Annotated in this window: 17 protein-coding genes; 10 read left to right on the top strand and 7 right to left on the bottom strand. The window is 64.9% G+C overall.

Annotated features, from left to right (window positions below; translation table 11 throughout):
* Nucleotides 1-329: 329 nt before the first annotated feature.
* Nucleotides 330-1,739 carry an MBL fold metallo-hydrolase gene (locus BLS52_RS12705; RefSeq protein ID WP_090587194.1) on the top strand — a complete coding sequence of 470 codons (1,410 nt, stop codon included), beginning with the start codon at nt 330-332 and terminating at the stop codon, nt 1,737-1,739.
* Nucleotides 1,740-1,827: 88 nt separating this feature from the next.
* Nucleotides 1,828-3,093: an MFS transporter gene (locus BLS52_RS12700; protein WP_175460168.1), complete on the top strand. Its 1,266-nt coding sequence runs from the start codon at nt 1,828-1,830 to the stop codon at nt 3,091-3,093.
* Between the two features lie 30 nt (nt 3,094-3,123).
* Here the strand turns inward: BLS52_RS12700 and BLS52_RS12695 are convergent, their stop codons facing one another.
* Nucleotides 3,124-3,381, bottom strand: a complete 258-nt coding sequence (locus BLS52_RS12695) for a metal-sensitive transcriptional regulator (protein ID WP_026545554.1) — start codon at nt 3,379-3,381, stop codon at nt 3,124-3,126.
* A 128-nt stretch (nt 3,382-3,509) separates the two neighbouring features.
* Between BLS52_RS12695 and BLS52_RS12690 the strand changes: the two genes are divergently transcribed.
* The 3 genes from BLS52_RS12690 to BLS52_RS12680 all read left to right on the top strand — a co-directional run bounded on the left by BLS52_RS12690 (nt 3,510) and on the right by BLS52_RS12680 (nt 5,460).
* Nucleotides 3,510-4,100: a rhodanese-like domain-containing protein gene (locus BLS52_RS12690; RefSeq protein WP_090587192.1), complete on the top strand. Its 591-nt coding sequence runs from the start codon at nt 3,510-3,512 to the stop codon at nt 4,098-4,100.
* 113 nt (nt 4,101-4,213) lie between these two features.
* A complete protein-coding gene (locus BLS52_RS12685; protein ID WP_090587190.1) occupies nt 4,214-4,513 on the top strand; it encodes a rhodanese-like domain-containing protein in 300 nt (99 codons plus the stop codon).
* Nucleotides 4,514-4,560: 47 nt separating this feature from the next.
* Nucleotides 4,561-5,460, top strand: coding sequence for a sulfite exporter TauE/SafE family protein (locus BLS52_RS12680; RefSeq protein WP_090587189.1), 900 nt, complete (start codon nt 4,561-4,563; stop codon nt 5,458-5,460).
* 40 nt (nt 5,461-5,500) lie between these two features.
* Here the strand turns inward: BLS52_RS12680 and BLS52_RS12675 are convergent, their stop codons facing one another.
* Nucleotides 5,501-7,381: a hybrid sensor histidine kinase/response regulator transcription factor gene (locus tag BLS52_RS12675; RefSeq protein WP_090587187.1), complete on the bottom strand. Its 1,881-nt coding sequence runs from the start codon at nt 7,379-7,381 to the stop codon at nt 5,501-5,503.
* A gap of 188 nt (nt 7,382-7,569) precedes the next feature.
* Here BLS52_RS12675 and BLS52_RS12670 point away from each other — a divergent pair, with 188 nt between their 5' ends.
* Entirely contained in the window at nt 7,570-8,607 is a 1,038-nt protein-coding gene (locus BLS52_RS12670) for an ATP-dependent 6-phosphofructokinase (RefSeq protein WP_090587185.1), read from the top strand.
* 92 nt (nt 8,608-8,699) lie between these two features.
* Here the strand turns inward: BLS52_RS12670 and dhaK are convergent, their stop codons facing one another.
* Genes dhaK through BLS52_RS12650 form a run of 4 tightly spaced genes read right to left on the bottom strand, consistent with a single transcriptional unit; the run spans nt 8,700 to nt 12,072 of the window.
* Entirely contained in the window at nt 8,700-9,695 is a 996-nt protein-coding gene (gene dhaK, locus BLS52_RS12665) for a dihydroxyacetone kinase subunit DhaK (protein ID WP_090587183.1), read from the bottom strand.
* A 49-nt stretch (nt 9,696-9,744) separates the two neighbouring features.
* Entirely contained in the window at nt 9,745-10,383 is a 639-nt protein-coding gene (dhaL, locus tag BLS52_RS12660) for a dihydroxyacetone kinase subunit DhaL (RefSeq protein ID WP_090587182.1), read from the bottom strand.
* Nucleotides 10,380-11,207 carry an HAD-IA family hydrolase gene (locus tag BLS52_RS12655; RefSeq protein ID WP_090587180.1) on the bottom strand — a complete coding sequence of 276 codons (828 nt, stop codon included), beginning with the start codon at nt 11,205-11,207 and terminating at the stop codon, nt 10,380-10,382. The genes dhaL and BLS52_RS12655 overlap by 4 nt, the downstream gene beginning before the upstream one ends.
* 1 nt (nt 11,208) lies before the next feature.
* Nucleotides 11,209-12,072, bottom strand: a complete 864-nt coding sequence (locus tag BLS52_RS12650; protein WP_090587179.1) for a class II fructose-bisphosphate aldolase — start codon at nt 12,070-12,072, stop codon at nt 11,209-11,211.
* Between the two features lie 163 nt (nt 12,073-12,235).
* Here BLS52_RS12650 and BLS52_RS12645 point away from each other — a divergent pair, with 163 nt between their 5' ends.
* Nucleotides 12,236-12,655 carry a GlcG/HbpS family heme-binding protein gene (locus BLS52_RS12645; protein ID WP_090587177.1) on the top strand — a complete coding sequence of 140 codons (420 nt, stop codon included), beginning with the start codon at nt 12,236-12,238 and terminating at the stop codon, nt 12,653-12,655.
* A gap of 146 nt (nt 12,656-12,801) precedes the next feature.
* On the opposite strand, the gene BLS52_RS12640 is transcribed toward BLS52_RS12645, so the two are convergent.
* Nucleotides 12,802-13,146 (bottom strand): DUF427 domain-containing protein, encoded by a 345-nt coding sequence (locus BLS52_RS12640; protein WP_245702851.1) that lies wholly within the window; start codon nt 13,144-13,146, stop codon nt 12,802-12,804.
* A 260-nt stretch (nt 13,147-13,406) separates the two neighbouring features.
* On the opposite strand from BLS52_RS12640, the gene BLS52_RS12635 reads away from it, so the two are divergent.
* From BLS52_RS12635 to BLS52_RS12625, 3 genes are all read left to right on the top strand, one after another.
* The gene (locus BLS52_RS12635; protein ID WP_090587175.1) at nt 13,407-15,044 is read left to right on the top strand and encodes an ABC-F family ATP-binding cassette domain-containing protein; all 1,638 of its coding nucleotides are present in this window, start codon (nt 13,407-13,409) and stop codon (nt 15,042-15,044) included.
* A 121-nt stretch (nt 15,045-15,165) separates the two neighbouring features.
* The gene (locus tag BLS52_RS12630; protein WP_090587174.1) at nt 15,166-16,443 is read left to right on the top strand and encodes an SAM-dependent methyltransferase; all 1,278 of its coding nucleotides are present in this window, start codon (nt 15,166-15,168) and stop codon (nt 16,441-16,443) included.
* 106 nt (nt 16,444-16,549) lie between these two features.
* Nucleotides 16,550-17,923 carry a protein kinase domain-containing protein gene (locus BLS52_RS12625; protein ID WP_090587172.1) on the top strand — a complete coding sequence of 458 codons (1,374 nt, stop codon included), beginning with the start codon at nt 16,550-16,552 and terminating at the stop codon, nt 17,921-17,923.
* Nucleotides 17,924-17,977 lie beyond the last annotated feature (54 nt).

The following is a 17,977-nucleotide window of genomic DNA, read 5'->3' as shown; positions in this document are numbered from 1 at the left end:
CAGCTGGTGCCCGCGGAGCCCTTTTCGCGGGTGGTGCCGCGCGGGTCGACGGCCGAGCAGGTGCAGCGCTCACCGTTGGGCACGCCTCGCATGACCTGGTCGACGTGGTTGCCGCAGCCACTCCAGGTGGTCTTGCGGCAGTACATGCACGTGGTGGTCCGGCACATTGCGGGTCCTTTCGTTGAATCAGACTTTCCTGGGCCACTATACCCCTAGGGGTATTTTTATCCAACCAAATGGAGCTTGCATGGATACCCCCCTTGGTATTATTGTGAATGTCAGAGCGATACCCCCCTAGGTATCGGAACCGGACAAACGGAAGGACGATCATGCTTCTCGAACGTATCTATGATGAGGATCTTGCCCAGGCCAGCTACTTCATCGGCTGCCAGGCCAAGGGCGAGGCTGTGGTGGTGGACGCCCGCCGGGACATCGCCCCGTACCAGGAGCTGGCGGCGGCCCACGGAATGAAGATCGTTGCGGTCACCGAAACGCACATCCACGCCGACTACCTTTCCGGCACGCGGGAACTGGCCGAGGCCACCGGCGCCGCGATGTACGTTTCCGGTGAGGGCGGCGAGGACTGGCAGTACGGCTTCGACGCTGAGCGGCTCTACGACGGCAGCACCATCACCTCTGGAAACATCACCATCAAGTCCGTGCACACCCCCGGGCACACCCCGGAACACCTTGCGTTCCTGATCACCGACGGCGCGTTCAGCGACCAGCCCGGCTACCTACTCTCGGGCGACTTCGTCTTCTCGGGTGACCTGGGCCGGCCGGATCTCCTCGATGAGGCTGCCGGCGGACAGGACACCCGCTTTGTGGGCGCGAAGCAGCTCTTCGCCAGCCTGCGGGAGAAGTTCCTGACCCTGCCCGACCACGTGCAGGTCTACCCCGGCCACGGTTCCGGCAGCGCCTGCGGCAAGGCCCTCGGCGCGATCCCGTCCACGACGGTGGGCTACGAACGCCTTTATGCCTGGTGGGGGCCCTACCTCGCAGCCAATGACGAGGAAGGATTCGTCCGCGAACTCCTCGACGGCCAGCCCGACGCGCACGCCTACTTCGGGCGCATGAAGCGGCAGAACCGCCTCGGCCCGGACGTAATGGGCCTCCGCGGTGAACTGCCGCAGCTGGACAACGCTTCACTTGCCGGCGACCTCGCCGCTGACAGGGTCACGTTCGTTGACACCCGTTCGAACGACCAGGTGCACCAGGGAACCGTCACCGGCGCCCTGAACATCCCCGCCGGGAACAAGATGGCCAGCTTCGGGGCCTGGGCCTACGACCCGGAAACCGATGACCGGCCGCTGGTCCTGCTGGCCCCAGACCAGGAAGCGGCCCAGGAGATGTGGGATCACCTGGTGCGGGTCGGTATCGACAACATCACCGGGTTCACACCCACCCTGGACGGTCTGCCGGCCACCACACCGAAGGTACTCGCACCAGCTGACCTCGAGAACTTCGGGCCAGCACTGCTGCTGGACGTGCGGAACAAGACCGAACACTCCGCCGGCAACATCCCGGGTTCAGCGCAACTGAGCGCCGGCCGGGTGCTCTGGAACCAGGACCAGCTCCCTTCCGAGGGCACCATCGTGACCTACTGCCAGAGCGGAGTCCGGAACTCCGTCGCAGCCAGCGCATTGCGCAGGGCAGGTTACGACGTCGTCGAACTCGACGGCAGCTACGCAGGCTGGGAAGCATGGAACACCTCCCGGAAGTCAACCACCGTCAGCTAGCAGGCTGACTCCACCGACAGGCAATGGGTCCGCTGCTTCACGCGCGGGCCCATTGCCGTGCCCACCCCGACAACCCCTGGAGCACCTCGTGACCCGCAATGAACTGGCCGGGACGGCCACACTCGGCTTGAGAGCCAACGCTGCCCAGTTCGCCCTGCTGGTCGCCGTGAACGCACTGGTGGGAGGTGTGGTCGGCCAGCAACAGACGGTGCTGCCTCTGCTCGCCGCCGATGACTTCGGCCTGACCGGCTACACGGTCATCTTCACCTACATCGCCGCCTTCGGAATCACCAAGGCAGCCAGCAACTACGCCGCCGGAATCCTCGCTGACAGGCTCGGACGCAAACCCGTCCTCCTGATCGGCTGGCTTTTCGCCGTGCCAGTCCCCGTGATGCTCATTCTGGCCCCGGACTGGGGATGGGTGGTCGCGGCGAATGTCCTGCTCGGAATCAATCAGGGCCTGACCTGGTCAACCACGGTCGTGATGAAAATAGACCTGGTCGGCCCCGATAAACGCGGGCTCGCGATGGGACTCAATGAAGCCGCCGGCTACGGGGCCGTGGCCATTACATCCCTGCTGGCCGGGCACCTCGCCGCCACCTACGGCCTACGCCCGGCACCGTTCCTGCTCGGCGCGGCCTACGTGGCCCTGGGACTCACGCTCTCCGCGTTGCTGGTGAAGGAAACCCGGGGCCATGCCGCCCTCGAACAGCACCACCGCACACCCCGACTCCCATCACTGCGTTCGGGCACCACCCACAGCAGTCGGGACATCTTCGCGCTCAGCACCTGGCGCGAACCGGCGCTGGCCTCCGCGAGCCAGGCCGGACTGGTCAACAACCTGAACTTCGGCCTCGCCTGGGGTTTGTTTCCGCTCCTGTTCGCAACAGCCGACCTGTCGCTGGGGCAGATTTCGCTCCTCTTCGCGCTCTATCCGGGCGTCTGGGGTGTGGGTCAGCTGGCGACCGGCGCACTCTCGGACCGCTACGGCCGCAAACGACTCATCACGGCCGGGATGGGGCTTCAGTCCGCGGCGCTCGCCGTCATCGCACTCGCCGGCACATTCCCGGGTTGGGCAGTCGGCACCATACTGCTGGGCGCAGGCACCGCCATGGTGTACCCAACGCTGCTGGCAGCCATCGGAGATGTCGCCGAACCGGCCTGGAGGGGACGCGCGGTAGGCATCTACCGGCTCTGGCGGGACCTTGGCTACGCCTTCGGCGCCGTCATCGGCGGAATCATGGCAGATGTCGCCGGCCTGCACGCAGCAGTATGGGCCGCCGCAGCTCTCAGTGCCGCGGCAGCCCTCGTGGTTGCTCTCCGCATGTATGAAACCCACCCGACGGCGCGGTAGACGCTCCCGCCGGGCGGGAACAGGTGAGGCTCAGGCCAGTGCGAGGAAGAGTTTCTCCAGGTCCTTCTTGTCCATGGTGTTGCCGCCCTCGGCCATGCACTGCTCGAGGCCCGAGGAGATGATCGCGAAGCCGGCGCGGTCCAGTGCCTTGGACACGGCCGCGAGCTGGGTCACGACGTCCTTGCAGTCCCGACCCTCCTCGAGCATGCGCGTGACCGCAGTCAGCTGCCCCGTGGCGCGCTTGAGCCGGTTGATGACCGGCGTGAGTTCAGTGGTGTCGAGCTGCACAAGATCCTCCTGGAAGACGAATTACCTTCCCCAAGTATATACCCCCTAGGGTTTGTTGCATACCCCCTGGGGTATGTGGCAGGATTGATGACGACAGTTCAACCCGCTGACATTCGAAAGGGAAACCCTTGGCTTCCAACACCTCCACCGTGACCGCCCTCGATCCTGAAACCCTGCGGGACTGGATCACCCGGCATGAGGACCTGATCATCGTTGATGTGCGCTCCGCCGCAGAGTTCGAGACCATGCACATCCGCGGCTCCTACAACGTTCCGCTTCCCCTGCTCTCCGAGCACACCGATGAGCTGGCCGAACGGCTGGGGCAGCGGGTTGTGCTGGTCTGCCAGTCCGGCGTCCGCGCCGAGCAGGCACGCCAGCGTCTGGACGGAGTCGGCATTGATACGGCGCTGATCCTGACCGGAGGCGTGCCCGGCTTCGCCGCTGCCGGCGGCGACGTTGTCCGCGGAGCCCAGCGCTGGGATCTGGAGCGCCAGGTGCGCCTCACCGCCGGATCCCTCGTGCTCGCCGGACTGCTGGCCGGCAAGCTCGTCTCACCGAAGCTCCGCCTGCTGGCCGGAGCAATCGGCACCGGGCTGACGTTCTCCGCAGCCACCAACACCTGCGCCATGGGCAACGCCCTGTCGAAGATGCCGTGGAACAAAACCGCCAGCGAACCCACCGCCGCCGCCGCGATCAACCAGATCCCCGCCGGCAGCTGACAAAGACTTCGGGGCCCTGCCTGTCCCCCATCGGGCAGGGCACCCGGTCCACCCACCCAACCCTCCACTCAAACCCCCTGACACAAAACCTGACACGAGAGAAGAGGACCACCATGGCCGGAATCACCATTCACGAGGCGAACTCCCGCAGGGACCAGGCCCAGATCCTTGACGTCCGCGAAGACTTCGAGGTCGCCGAAGGCATGATCCCCGGCGCCCTGCACATCCCCATGGGGCACCTGATGTCCCGCCTGGAGGAACTCGACCGGGAACGCCCGGTCATCGTCGTCTGCCGCAGCGGCAACCGCAGCGCCCGCGTTGCCGAAGCCCTCAACACCGCCGGTTACACCGCCGACACCATGGACGGCGGAATGTTCGACTGGCAGGACGCGGGACTTCCCACCACCCGCTGACCCTCCCGCACCCACCCGGCCCCTCCGCCCGAAAGGAACACCAACCCATGAGCGTTGCTCTGCTCGCGACCGTACTTCTCTCAGTGGTCATCGGTCTGTCGCTCGGCCTGCTCGGCGGAGGCGGATCCATCCTGACCGTACCGATCCTCACCTACGTCGCCGGACTCGACGCCAAGGAAGCCATCGCCGCCTCGCTCTTCGTGGTCGGCGTGACCTCCGCCGTCAGCGCCATCGACCACGCCCGCAAAGGCCGCGTGAAATGGCGCACCGGCCTCATCTTCGGCGCCGCCGGAATGGCCGGCGCCTTCGGCGGCGGCCTCCTCGGCGGACGTATCCCCGGCACCATCCTCATGATCGCCTTCGCCCTGATGATGATCGCCACTTCCATCGCCATGATCCGCGGCCGGAAAAACAAGGCGCCAGCCACCACCCACAACGGGGAACTACCCATCGGCAAGGTCATCATCGAAGGGCTCATCGTCGGGCTCGTCACCGGACTGGTCGGCGCAGGCGGCGGCTTCCTCGTAGTCCCCGCGCTGGCACTCCTCGGCGGACTGTCCATGCCCATCGCCGTCGGGACCTCACTGGTGGTGATCGCCATGAAATCGTTCGCCGGGCTCGCCGGCTATCTCACCACCGTGAGCCTCGACTGGGGCCTCGTCGCCGCTGTCACGGCAGCCGCCGTCGTCGGCTCCCTCATCGGCGCCCGCCTCGCCGGCCGTATCCCGGAAGCAGCTCTCCGGAAGGGTTTCGGGATCTTTGTCCTCGTCATGGGCGTGTTCGTCCTCGTCCAGGAACTCCCCGCCCCCTGGGGAACCGCCCTCGCCATCACCGCCGGCGTCCTCGCCGTCACCGCAGCGGCCTGCTGGTTCCTCATCCCCCGCTGCCCGCTGCGCACCGGGCGAACGACGGCGGGACGCCGGTCCGCCTCCGCCGCCCCTGCGTGAGAGGCGCCATCGCATTACCGGCTGGATCTTCGCCCGAAGCTCAGGTCCACGACATCGACTCCCCAGTTCGTCCGCTCAGCCCTACCAGCATGGTCCGGTTGCGTGCACCCGTCTTGCGGAGAATAGAGCCCACATGCTTCTCGACCGTCTTGACGGAGATCTGCAGCTCACGGGCAACCTGCTTGTCAGCCATTCCGCGGATAACCATGGAGCAGACCTCCTGTTCACGGGAAGTCAGCTTCTCGGCGTCGTTCTCCGTTGACGAATCAAGGAGCCGATCGAACACTTCCCCTTCCAACAGCGCCTGCCCCTGTCCGGCTGCGACAATGGTTCGCGCGATAGAGTCGCCGTTCGCCCGGCGGTTGATGAAGCCGCGAACACCCGCCTGTTTCGCCGATCGCACCTGATCCACGGTCGGATTGTCGGTCAGCACTACGACTACTGCTGCGGGATCCAACTCCCGCATCCGCCCGACAAGTCCGGGGTCTGCGTGCACCATGTCGAGGTCCATCAGCACAACGTCGGGCCGCAGCAGTTCGTACGCTTCAAGCATCTGGTCCGGGGAATGAACTTCGGCTCCCACCTGGATGGCCGGTTCAGCGATACCCAGGAGCCTCGCAAGTCCCGCGCTCACCACAGGGGCGTCGTGGGCGATAAGGATGCGCCAGCGCGGTTCATGGTCTGCTTCCCTGTCCGGGGTTCTATGCGGAAGCACGGCTTTGATGGTGGTTCCCCAACCCGGAACGCTCTCGATCTGCAGCTTGCCGCCGAGGTGTACGGCCCGCGATGTCATACCGTGCAGGCCAAGACAGCTGGTGGGCAACGCGGAGTGGTCACCGTGGGCTGCTGCCGGGTCGAATCCCCTGCCGTTGTCCTCAATGACAAGTGACATGGAGGAGTTATCGTAGATCAGCCCGGCACGTACCGTTGAGGCGCGTGCATGCGTGACCACGTTGTTGAGTGCTTCCTGGACAATCTTGAATGCCTGGTGCTCCACTTCGGGCGTAATGACGGGCTGCTCGCCGATAAGCGTCAGCCGTGTTTCCGCCCCGCTCATGGCTTCAACCCAGGAAAGCTCGGCCCGGATTGCATCCTCAAGCGATCTACCGGCCAACGACGACGGTCCCAGTCCGAGCGCTGTCCGCCGCGTCTCAGCCAATGCATCGTGTGCAACAGTTCTGGCCGTACTGATGTGGACAGACACTTTGCGCAATTCCGAAGCCGGGATTTCCGCAGCGCCTGCCAGAGCCTCTTCGGCACCGTCCAGGTTGAGCAGGAGTGAGGTCAGTGAACGTCCCAGCGTTTCGTGTACATCCCGGACCGCACGTTCCCGTTCCGCAGCGACGGCCGCCTCACGCTCTCGGGCTGCAGCCTTCGCATGCAGTTCGTAGTTCGCCAGCGCAATGGCGGCATGATTGGCGAACAGTTCGGCGAGCCGGGCCTCGTCGCGTGTGAAGGTGCGGTCGCTGTCAGGACTAAAGACGATGAAGGCGCCGACGATCTGCTGATCCCACTGGATGGGGACACCGATTACGGCGCAGTCCCAGCGCGGGTCGCTCGCAGCGATGTGGCCGCGCTCAATCTCCGAATAAGCGCCGAGGACTACGGTGGACCTGCTCCCGACGACCCTGCCGGTAAGCCCCTCGCCGAGTGAAAAGGTCTGGCCCTCCTGGCAACCGACACCGATATCCACCTTCTTGGTGTAGGTGCCCTTCTCCTCATCCACGAGGGCAATGGATCCGGACTGGCAGTGGAGGAGCGATGTAGCGTGTCCGAGGATGCGCTGAAGGAGCGTCTGGAGCTCGAACCGTCCGGCGAGGTCCCTTGCGATGCCCACCATGGGATCGAGTTCTTCGGGAACACCGGTCATTCGGCGGGAACCACTCTGAAGGGAGGCGGATCCTTGAGCAACGATGTCCATGACGTCCTCTCTGACGCTCAGTCCTCACGTAACGGGCCACACCCTGCGGGTATTCCCTCATGGCTACGTTCGGGTTAATCCTCATTTTGCCGGATTCGCGCAAGTGGTTGTGTAGAAGGGTGGTGGGGGACTCCCTCCGCTCACCGAAATCAGCATCCAGGAGGCACGACGATGATGTGTGATGCCCAATGACCCGCATCGGTATTTTGACCAGCGGAGGAGACTGCCCCGGCCTCAACGCGGTGATTCGCGCGTGCGTACTGCGTGGAAGCCGGGACCATGGACAGGAATTTGTCGGCATACTCGATGGCTGGCGCGGCCTGGTGGAAGCCGATTTCATCGACCTTGACTGGATGAGCGTCCGTGGGCTGGGGAAGCTTGGTGGAACCATCCTCGGCACATCGCGCACCAGTCCGTTCGGCGAGCGCGGCGAAGCCGGCGGGGTGGCCCACATCAAGGCGAATCTGCGCTCCGCGGGCGTCGACGCTCTTATTGTGATCGGCGGCGAAGGGACGCTCGCGGCCGCACAGATCCTCAGCAGCCACGGTGTGCAGATTGTCGGGGTACCCAAGACCATCGACAACGACCTCTCGGCCACGGATTACTCCTTCGGTTTCCACACGGCGGTCGAGATCGCCACAGAGGCGATCGACCGGTTGAAAACCACTGGGGAATCACACCACCGCTGCATGATCGCCGAGGTCATGGGACGCCACTCCGGCTGGATTGCACTGCATGCGGGCATCGCCACCAGCGCCCATGCCATTCTCATTCCGGAGCAGAAAGCCAGCCTGGACCAGATCTGCGACTGGGTGCAGCAGCCCTTCCAGCGCGGGCGCACCCCGCTGGTGGTGGTCGCTGAGGGCTTCGTCTCCACCGAGATGACCCAGCCGCACTCCGAGCGGGGGCTCGATGCTTTCAACCGGCCGAGACTGGGCGGTATCGGGGACCAGCTGGCCCCCATCATCGAGGAGCGGACCGGGATCGAAACCAGGTCCACCACGCTTGGACACATCCAGCGTGGCGGTGCCCCGAGCGGTGCCGACCGAGTCCTTGCCACCCGCCTGGGCCGGGCTGCAGTCGACGCCGTCAAGGATGCGGACTGGGGCACCATGGTCGCCAGCCGGGGAACGGATATCGTGCGTGTCGGTTTGGAGGAGTCCGTCGGGCGCCTCAAGACTGTGCCGCCGGAACGCTACGACGAAGCGTCCTTCCTCTTCGGATAGACGCGAACCACCACGCAAAGAGCGCAGGACAGAACCACAGAACGAGCCCGTCCAGGTGAGTGGACGGGCTCTTCCGTTGAGCTGCGGTCGGATCAGAACACCCGGATGGGGATCTCCGCCGGATCGTTGAGAAGCTGCTCGATTTCATCATCGAGCTTGACCAGGGTGAAGGAGGCGCCGGCCATGTCCAGGGAGGTGCAGTACTCGCCCACATAGCTGCGCCCAACCGTTATGCCCTGTTCGGCCAGACGCTTGTGAGCCTGCCCGTACAGCAGGTAGAGCTCGCTGATGGGCGTCCCGCCAAGGCCGTTGACCATGAGGGCCACACGGTCGCCGTCTCCGAACGGGAGATCCTTGACGATCGGGGTGAGCAATTCCTCCACGATCTCGTTGGCAGGCATCATCTTGGCCCGACGGCGGCCCGGCTCGCCGTGGATGCCGACACCCATCTCGATCTCATCCTCACCCAGTTCGAAGAGCGGGCTGCCCTTCGCCGGAGGGGTGCACGCAGTGAGCGCCACACCCATGCTCCGGGTGACCGAGTTGACCTTTTCACCGATGCGGATGACCTCGTCGAGGTCCGCTCCGCGCTCGGCCGCGGCCGCGACTGCCTTGATCACAAAGAAGTTGCCGGCCACACCGCGCCGACCGATCGTGTACGTGGAATCCTCCACCGACACGTCGTCATTGATGAACAGAGTCTTGACGTTGATGCCCTCGGCAGACGACATCTCCTGGGCCATTTCGAAAACCATCTTGTCGCCGGTGTAGTTGTTGACCAGCAGCAGCACACCCTTGGGCGAGGCAAGCATCTTCGTGGTCTCGTACACGTAGTCGAACGGCGGCGCGGCGAACACGTCACCGGGGCACGCGGCGTCGAGCATGCCTTTTCCTACGATCATCACGTGGGCAGGCTCGTGGCCTGAGCCGGAACCCTGGACGATCGAGACCCTGTTCTCGTCCGGGCCGTCAGCGCGCATGATGAGGTTGTACTCGGGGACGTACTTCAGCGTGTCCGGATTGGCCAGCGCGAGGCCTTCAAGCATCTCGGGGACAAACTGCTGCGGATCATTGACGAACTTCTTCATGGAAACTCCACATCGTTGTGATGGTTGTTGGACAGTGAACGGGTGAAACTCAGCGATTGCCCCACTCAGAAACAATGCGCTCGATCATGATGGTGATTGCCACGGCACCCGCGTCAGGAGAGCCGATGCTGCGCTCGCCGCTGTAGCTGGCCCGGCCGCGCCTGGCCTCCAGCTTGCTGGTGGCGTCGGCACATTCACGTGCGGTTTTCGCGAAAGCTGCGCGTGCCTCGCCGGCGTCGGCGCCGGACTGGATCTGGCGCTCAAGTTCATCGGTGGCCGGGATGAGGGCGTCCAGTAGCGTCTTGTCGCCCAGGTCGGAGTTGCCGCGGGCCTTGATGCCGTCGGCCGCGGCCCGGAGCATTGCGACAGCTGCCGCGCCGTCAACGGTATCGAAATTCTTCGAGGCGGCGGAGGCGCGCAGGAATGCTGTGCCCCACAGGGGTCCGGAGGTTCCACCGATCCGGCTCGAGATGGCAACGGCCACCTGCTGCAGGAAGGTGGCGACGTCGTCGCGCTTGAAGCCGTCCCAGTCGGCGAGCACCTTCTCGAACCCGCGCGCGAGTGAGTAGCCGAGGTCACCGTCACCGACGACGGCGTCAAGGTCGCCGAACTCCTTTTCCTTGTCCACTGCCGTCTCGGCAAGGGTACGGACAACGAATTCGACATCAGCGAGATCTGTGGCGGTCATGATTTCTCCGTAGGGGTCGAAGCGGTGGTGGAGGGCTGCGGTGCTGCCGGACGTGGCTGCGCGAGGATGTCCTGCAGGACGGACAGGGAGACGGCGTCGGGCACATCGAGGCCGAGCGGGTTCTGCAGGACCTCGGCCGGCTCACCGTTTTCCGGATCGCCGAGGGATGAAACAACGAGCGATGCGCCGCTGAAGTCTTCCTCCTTCGTGTAGCCGCTGACCGTAACTATGGTTCGCAGCCCAGCCCCGAGGGCAGCAAGCATGCCGTTGCGGCTGTCTTCAATAACGACGGCGTCATCCGGCTCCAGTCCCAGGTCGCGGAGAGCTACCAGATAGATGTCCGGTGCCGGTTTCTTATGCGGCACGATGTCCCCGGCGAAGACGGAAAAGTGCGCGGCGAGATCCGGGCCGACGGCGTGGCCGAGTACTGCACGGACGGCGGGTTCCGCGGAGGTGGAGGCCACCGCCAGGGTCCACCCGGCGTCGTGCGCTTCAGCGACGATGCGTGCGATTCCGTGCCGTCCCGGCATAGCGCCGCTCTCGACCATTCCCTTGTAGATTTCGGTCTTCCGCTTGTGCCAGTCACGGATGGCCTGGTCAACGGCGGCGTCGTCATTGAGTCCGAGCGAGCCGGCCAGTTCCTCGGTCAGGATGCTGCGCATCCGTTCCTTGCCGCCGCCGATTTTCACTTTCTCGGCATACTCCTCCGTGGTCCACTGGACCGGAACGTTGAAGTCGCTGAAGGTCTGGTTGAAAGCGGGCAGGTGGCCGTGCTGTTCTGTGTCCGCGAGCACGCCGTCGCAGTCGAAGATGAGTGCGGGCATCTCAGTTTCCGGCCTTTCCGGCGCTGCCGAACTGTTCCGTGAGCTCGGTGACCATGGCGATGATCTCTCCGCGGGTGTGCTTGAACAGCGACGGCGGATCCCACTTGTTGTTCTGCTCGGCTTGCTTGAGGAACGCGAGCGAGGACTGCATGTAGGTTTCCTTGAGTGCCGTGGAAATGTTCACCTTGGCGCAGCCCCTGGCGATAAGGTCGGCGAACTGCTCAGCGCTGAGCCCGCTGCCGCCGTGCAGCGCAATGGGAATGCTACGGGCCTCGACGATCTGGGTGACACGGTCGACGTCGAGCACGGGAGCGGCCTTGTAAGAGCCGTGTGCGTTGCCGATCGACGGCGCGAAAACGTCGATGCCGGTCGCGTCGATGAACGCGAGAGCGGTTTCCAGGCTCTGCTGTTCGGAAACGTCGTCCGACCCGTGATCGTCCTCCACGCCGGTAATGGACTCGATTTCGCCTTCAACCTGCGCACCGTAGCTGCGCGCTTCAGCAACCACCTCGATGGTCTGGCGCTGGTTTTCCTCGACCGGCAACTCGGACGCATCAAAAAGAACCGAGTTCCAGCCGGCCTTGAGGCACTCGGTGACAACGTCACGGTCCGGGCAGTGGTCCAGGTGAAGGGTCACCGGCACCTCGATGCCCCGGGTCAATGACTGCCACATGTCGAACAGCACGCGGGAACCGATGCTGCGCACCGTCTTGACCGACGTCTGCAGAATGACAGGTGATCTGGCATCCACGGCACCGGCAAGAACCGCTTCCATGGTCAGATCATTGAAAATGTTGATTGCCGGTACGCCGTAGCGGGCATCGAACGCGGGATCGAGAATGTCTTTCAGGGGAACAACGCCCACAACACATACCTCCTGAGTAGGTTCCCCACCACAGTAGGGCGGCGCACGGCGGGCCGGAATGGGGGGTTACCCACCCCCCGGATTGAGGGTAATCACCACCTCGTCAGGTGCACCGTTGCCGTGCTTAGGTTGCTCAATCATCCCCTACCGACAGGACCCTCCCATGGCAGCTGGAACCGTGCTTGAGACAGTCACCGCCGAGGAAGCGAGCCGCGTCATCGACGCCGCGGCCGCCAAAGCAACCGAGATCGGGCAGCCGATGGACATCGCCGTCGTCGACGCCGGCGGCAATCTGAAGGCGCATGTCCGTATGGATGGAGCCAACATCGGCAGCATCACCATTGCCATCAACAAGGCGTACACCGCCATCGCCTTCCAGTGCGAGACCGGTGATCTTCAGGAACTCACCCGGCCGGAGGGACCGATCTATGGGCTGAACGACGCGCACGGTGGACGCCTCGTTGTCTTCCCCGGCGGCATTCCGCTGGTACGCGAGGGGAGCATCGTCGGCGCGATCGGCGTCTCGACCGGCACGATCGAACAGGACCAGGAAGTCGCTGAGGCGGGAGTCGCTGCGTTCTAGGCGGTTTTAGGGCCTCCGGCAGAGGATCACCAGCGCGCGGGACGGGTTGCGTGACCCTTCACGCCGGGTATGGCCAGGATCGTAGGACACCGGTCGGGGGCTTCGAAAGCGGCAGTTTTCGCAACTCCGCCGCCCAGAGACAATAGTCAGCCCTCGACGGTGACACCCCGCCAGAACGCCACCCGGTCCTTGATGGGCATAGCCCGGGACTTGGGATCGGGATAGAACCATGCAGCGTCCTCGTTTTGCTGGCCATTCACGTCGAGAGTGAGATAGCTGGCTTTCCCCTTCCATGGGCAGGTCGAATGCATATCGCTGCCCTTCACGTAATCATCGTTGACCGATTCCCTCGGGAAGTAGCTGTTTCCTTCAACCACCACGATGTCGTCCGACTCAGCGATGACTGCACCATTCCAGATTGCCCGTGCTATGCGTATTACCCTTCCGGTTCTGCTTCCTGTGATTCTCAGGAACTGTAGCCTCGCCCCCACCCGGGCACAGTGTGCTGGATTACAGATAATTCAACGGTCGGAGACCGGAATTCCCTCCCCTTGTGTGCACCAGGTTGCTGAACCCTCCGTGCAGCGGTCCTACCGTGAGTTCACAGTTCACTACTCACGGGAGGAAACGGCGATCATGAGTGTGCCGGGCCACCTGATCCAAGGCCCCATCCTCGGCCTCGTTGCCGCGGGCGTGCTTCGCAGGAGCACCTGAACCGGAACCCGGACCGGCGGGCTCCTACACTGAATCAATGACTGCAACCCTCGTGGCCAAGGCGCTTTCCGGCGGCCACGCCCACCGCACCCTCTTTTCCAACCTCGATCTGACCGTCACGCAGGGCGACGTCGTCGGAGTGGTCGGAGCCAACGGTGCCGGCAAGTCCACGCTGCTGCGGCTGCTCGCCGGCGTCGACGAACCGCTCGCGGGAACCGTCATGTGCGCACCCAAGGACGCCTTTGTCGGCTGGCTTCCCCAGGAACATGAGCGGACACCCGGCGAAACAGTCGAACAGTACATCGCCCGCCGCACCGGAGCCACCGCCGCCACTGAGGCCATGGAGAAGGCCGCTGAGGAACTCGGCGCAGAGGTCAAAGGCGCCGACGACCGCTACGCCGCAGCACTGGAGCACTGGCTCGCCTCTGGTGCCGCGGATCTGGAGGATCGGCTCCCGGCTGTACTGGCCGACGTCGCACCCGGCGTTGCGCAGGACGCACTTGTCACCGGGTTGTCCGGCGGCCAGCTCGCCCGGGTTGCCCTCGCCGCCCTGCTGCTCAGCAGGTTCGACGTCATCCTGCTCGACGAGCCCACCAATGACCTGGACCTTGACGGACTGGCCCGGTTGGAAGCGTTCATGCGCAACCTGCGCGGCGGCGCGGTGCTGGTCTCCCACGACCGCGAGTTCCTCGCCCGCTGCGTCACCACGGTGGTGGAACTGGACTTGGCCCAGCACCAGGTAGCCGTATACGACGGCGGTTACGACGCCTACCTTGAAGAACGCGCCGTCGCGAAACGGCACGCCCGCGAGGCGTACGAGGAATACGCCGACAAGAAGCAGGACCTCATCTCACGCGCCCGCACCCAGCGCGAATGGAGCTCGCAGGGCGTCCGCAACGCGATGAAGAAGAGCCCGGACAATGACAAGATCCGCCGCCGTGCCAGCATGGAATCCTCGGAGAAGCAGGCCCAGAAAGTCCGCCAGATGGAGTCCCGCATCGCCCGCCTGGACGAGGTGGAGGAGCCGCGCAAGGAATGGCAGCTCCAGTTCAGCATCGGTTCCGCGCCGCGCTCCAGCTCGGTGGTGGCAACCCTGAATGCGGCGGTCGCCCGGCAGGGAAACTTCACGCTCGGACCGGTATCGCTCCAGCTCAACGCCGGTGAGCGCGTGGGTATCACCGGTCCCAACGGCGCCGGCAAATCCACACTGCTGCGCCTCCTGTTGGGCCATCAGAAGCCCGACGACGGCGCAGCCTCGCTGGGTGCCAACGTCGCCGTCGGCGAGATCGACCAGGCCCGCGGACAGCTCGCGGAAGACCAGACGCTTGCTGCCGCGTTCGAGGCGGCCGTGCCGGAGCTGGCGCAGGCGGAGGTCCGCACGCTGCTGGCCAAGTTCGGGCTCAAGGCGGCGCAGACCGGCGCCCGGGTGGGCATGCTCTCCCCCGGCGAGCGCACCCGGGCCGGGCTGGCGCTGCTGCAGGCCCGCGGGGTGAACCTGCTGGTGCTCGACGAACCCACCAACCATCTGGACCTGCCGGCCATCGAGCAGCTCGAGGAGGCACTGGAGGACTACACGGGTGCGCTCCTCCTGGTCACCCACGACCGCCGGATGCTCGAGAACGTCCGGCTGGATGCGCGGTGGGAGGTCGACGCCGGGCACGTCCGGGTGCTCTAAAACCCCGGAACCTTCGTGCACCTTCGGCGGCTTCCCCACCGGTTGAGGCCACCAGAGGTGGATAAAAGTTCCGGGGTGGTGCCCTCTGGCTCCCTCACCCGAGTCGTAGTAGACAAGAACCATGGCGAAGAAAAAGGGAGTGGCACCACGTTTGGCCGGGGCCCTGGCGATCATCCTCGGCACCGAAGAGATCCCGCTGCGGCTGCGGGCCTGGGACGGCTCCGAGGCAGGGCCGGTCAACGCGCCGGTGATCGAGTTCCGGTCCCGGCGCGGGTTGCGGCGGATGCTGTGGTCACCGAACCAGCTCGGCCTGAGCCGCGCCTACGTGGCCGGTGACATCGACGACAATGGCGATCTCTTCGAAAGCTTCTCCGTGCTCAGCTCCGTGGGCAAGTTCGCCGAGGTGAAGGCCTTCCGCCCGCCCACGCTCGGCGAGCGCTGGCGGTTGCTCAGGACCGCTATCCGCGTCGGAGCAGTGGGGCTGCCGATCGCTCCCCCGCCGGAGGAAATGGACGTCACCAAGACCGGACGGCTGCACTCGAAGAAGCGCGACTCCGCAGCCGTCTCCCACCATTACGACGTCGGCAATGACTTCTATCGACTCGTCCTCGGTCGGTCCATGGTCTACTCCTGTGCGGTCTGGGAAGACGAGAACACCGGCCTGGACGCGGCCCAGGAAGCAAAGCTCGACCTGGTCTGCCGCAAGCTCGGCCTGAAGGAGGGCATGCGGGTGCTGGACGTGGGCTGCGGCTGGGGCAGTTTCGCGCTGCACGCGGCGCAGAACTACGGAGTCGACGTCGTCGGTATCACCCTCTCGAAGGAACAGGCAGCGCTCGCCCGGAAGCGGGCGGCCGACGTCGGGCTTTCCGACCGGATCGAAATCCGGGTACAGGACTACCGCGACATCAGCGACGGTCCGTTCGACGCGATCAGCTCCATCGGCATGGCCGAGCACGTGGGGAAGGAGCAGATCGGTAACTACGCCGCGAAGTTGAACAGCCTGCTGCGCCCGGGCGGCCGACTGCTCAACCACGCCATCTCGTGGAACGCCGGCGAGATGCCGCCGGACCCGGACTCGTTCATCCCGCGCTACGTTTTCCCCGACGGCGAGATGCTCAGCCTCACGGTCATGTTGGGAGCGCTGGAATCGGCGGGGCTGGAAGTGCTCGACGTCGAAGCGCTGCGCCGACACTACGGCCTGACCCTCCGTGCCTGGGTGCACAACCTCGAGGAGAACTGGGATGAAGCGGTGCGGCTCACCAGCGAAGGCCGCGCGCGGGTATGGCGGTTGTACATGGCGTCGAGTGCACTCGGGTTTGAGCGTGGACTGAACGGCGTGAACCAGATCCTGGTGCAGCGCCCGGGCGGAGAGGAACCGCCGCTGCGGCGCAACTTCTAGGTATGTTCGGATCGCTAGGTCCCGATAGAATCGACGTGGCCGAAACGTACCGCCGATGCATGCCCCATCCGTCGCCCAGTGAACCGTTCAGCCAGGAAGGTAGATCATGGTCGAGGCGGCCACGGACAGCACTACCGGGGTGTACCTCGGCGGAAGATACCGCTTGCTCGAACGGATCGGATCCGGGGCGAAGGGCACGGTGTACCGGGCGCGTGATGAGTTCCTGAAACGCGATGTGGCGATCAAGCTCATCCCCACTGATGTGCTGAATGAAGATCAGCAGCGGCGCAATGACGATGAGGTCAAGGTCCTGGCTCGGCTGAACCACCACAGCCTGGTCGCGTTGCTGGACGCTGGCTCCGATCTCAGTGAACCGGACTCTCCGAGCGTTTACCTGGTAATGGAACTGGTCGAGGGTCCGGATCTGCGGCACCGCCTTCGGCAGGGGACCCTCCCGTTGCGTCAGACCGCGCAGATCGGGTGCGACCTCGCCGAAGGTCTGGACTACATCCACCGCCGGTCTGTGGTCCACCGTGACATCAAACCCGCCAACGTGATGCTCTTCGACTACGGCACCGAGGACGCCCGGATGCGCGCCAAGCTGACGGACTTCGGCGTCGCTGCCCTGGCCGGCACCAAGAGCGACGACGCGAACTCCCTGACCGGGACCATCGCCTACATGAGTCCGGAGCAGGTCAGGGGCGAGCCCATCGGCCCTGCCAGCGATGTGTACTCGCTGGGCCTCGTATTGCTGCAGTGCATCACCGGGAAACTCGAGTTTCCCGGTCCGGCGGTGGAGAGCGCCGTCGTCAGGCTCTTTCGCGGGCCGAAAATCCCGGCAGACCTGCACCCGCAATGGTCAGCGCTGCTCACCGCCATGACCTCCACTGATCCGGCCGGGAGACCATCCGCCCGGGAAGTCGCCATGGCGCTGCACGAGCAGGCTGTCGCCGACCGCTCGCGGCACAAGCTGACGGGTTCCCTGCTGCCGGACAACGAAGAGGAGCGGCTGGCTGCAGTGCGCCGCTATGACATCCTCGACACACCTCCGGACGGGGCGTTTGACCGGGTGACGTCCCTTGCCGCGCGGATATTTTCCGTGCCGACGGCGATTGTCAGCATCGTTGATCACGACCGCATCTGGTTCAAGTCCCATCATGGGACGGACGTAGAGCAACTCGACCGGGATCCCGGGCTGTGTGCCTCGGCCATTCTCCAGAACGACCCCTGGATCATTGAGGATGCCGCAATCGACCCGCGGGCATTGTCCAATCCCCTGGTGGCCGGCGAGTACGGGCTGAAGTTTTACGCGGGGGTTCCGCTGCGCACCCGGGACGGCTTCAACCTGGGGACGCTCTGCATTCTCGACACGGAGTCCCGCCAGTTCACTGCGGACGAGACGCGGATCCTCGAGGATCTGGCAGCCATTGTGATGAACGACCTGGAGCTCCGGCTGGAAGCCCGCAGCACGCGGGACTAGGTCCCTGCCGATCGGACAAAAGGAAAGCCCCTCGAGAGGGGCTTTCGTCCGGTT

The sequence above is a fragment of the Arthrobacter subterraneus genome, from assembly GCF_900099735.1.
GTDB classification, from domain to species: Bacteria; Actinomycetota; Actinomycetes; order Actinomycetales; family Micrococcaceae; genus Arthrobacter_D; species Arthrobacter_D subterraneus.
The sequence above is the reverse complement of the archived record's forward strand: the minus strand, read 5'-3'. Positions and strand labels throughout refer to the sequence as shown.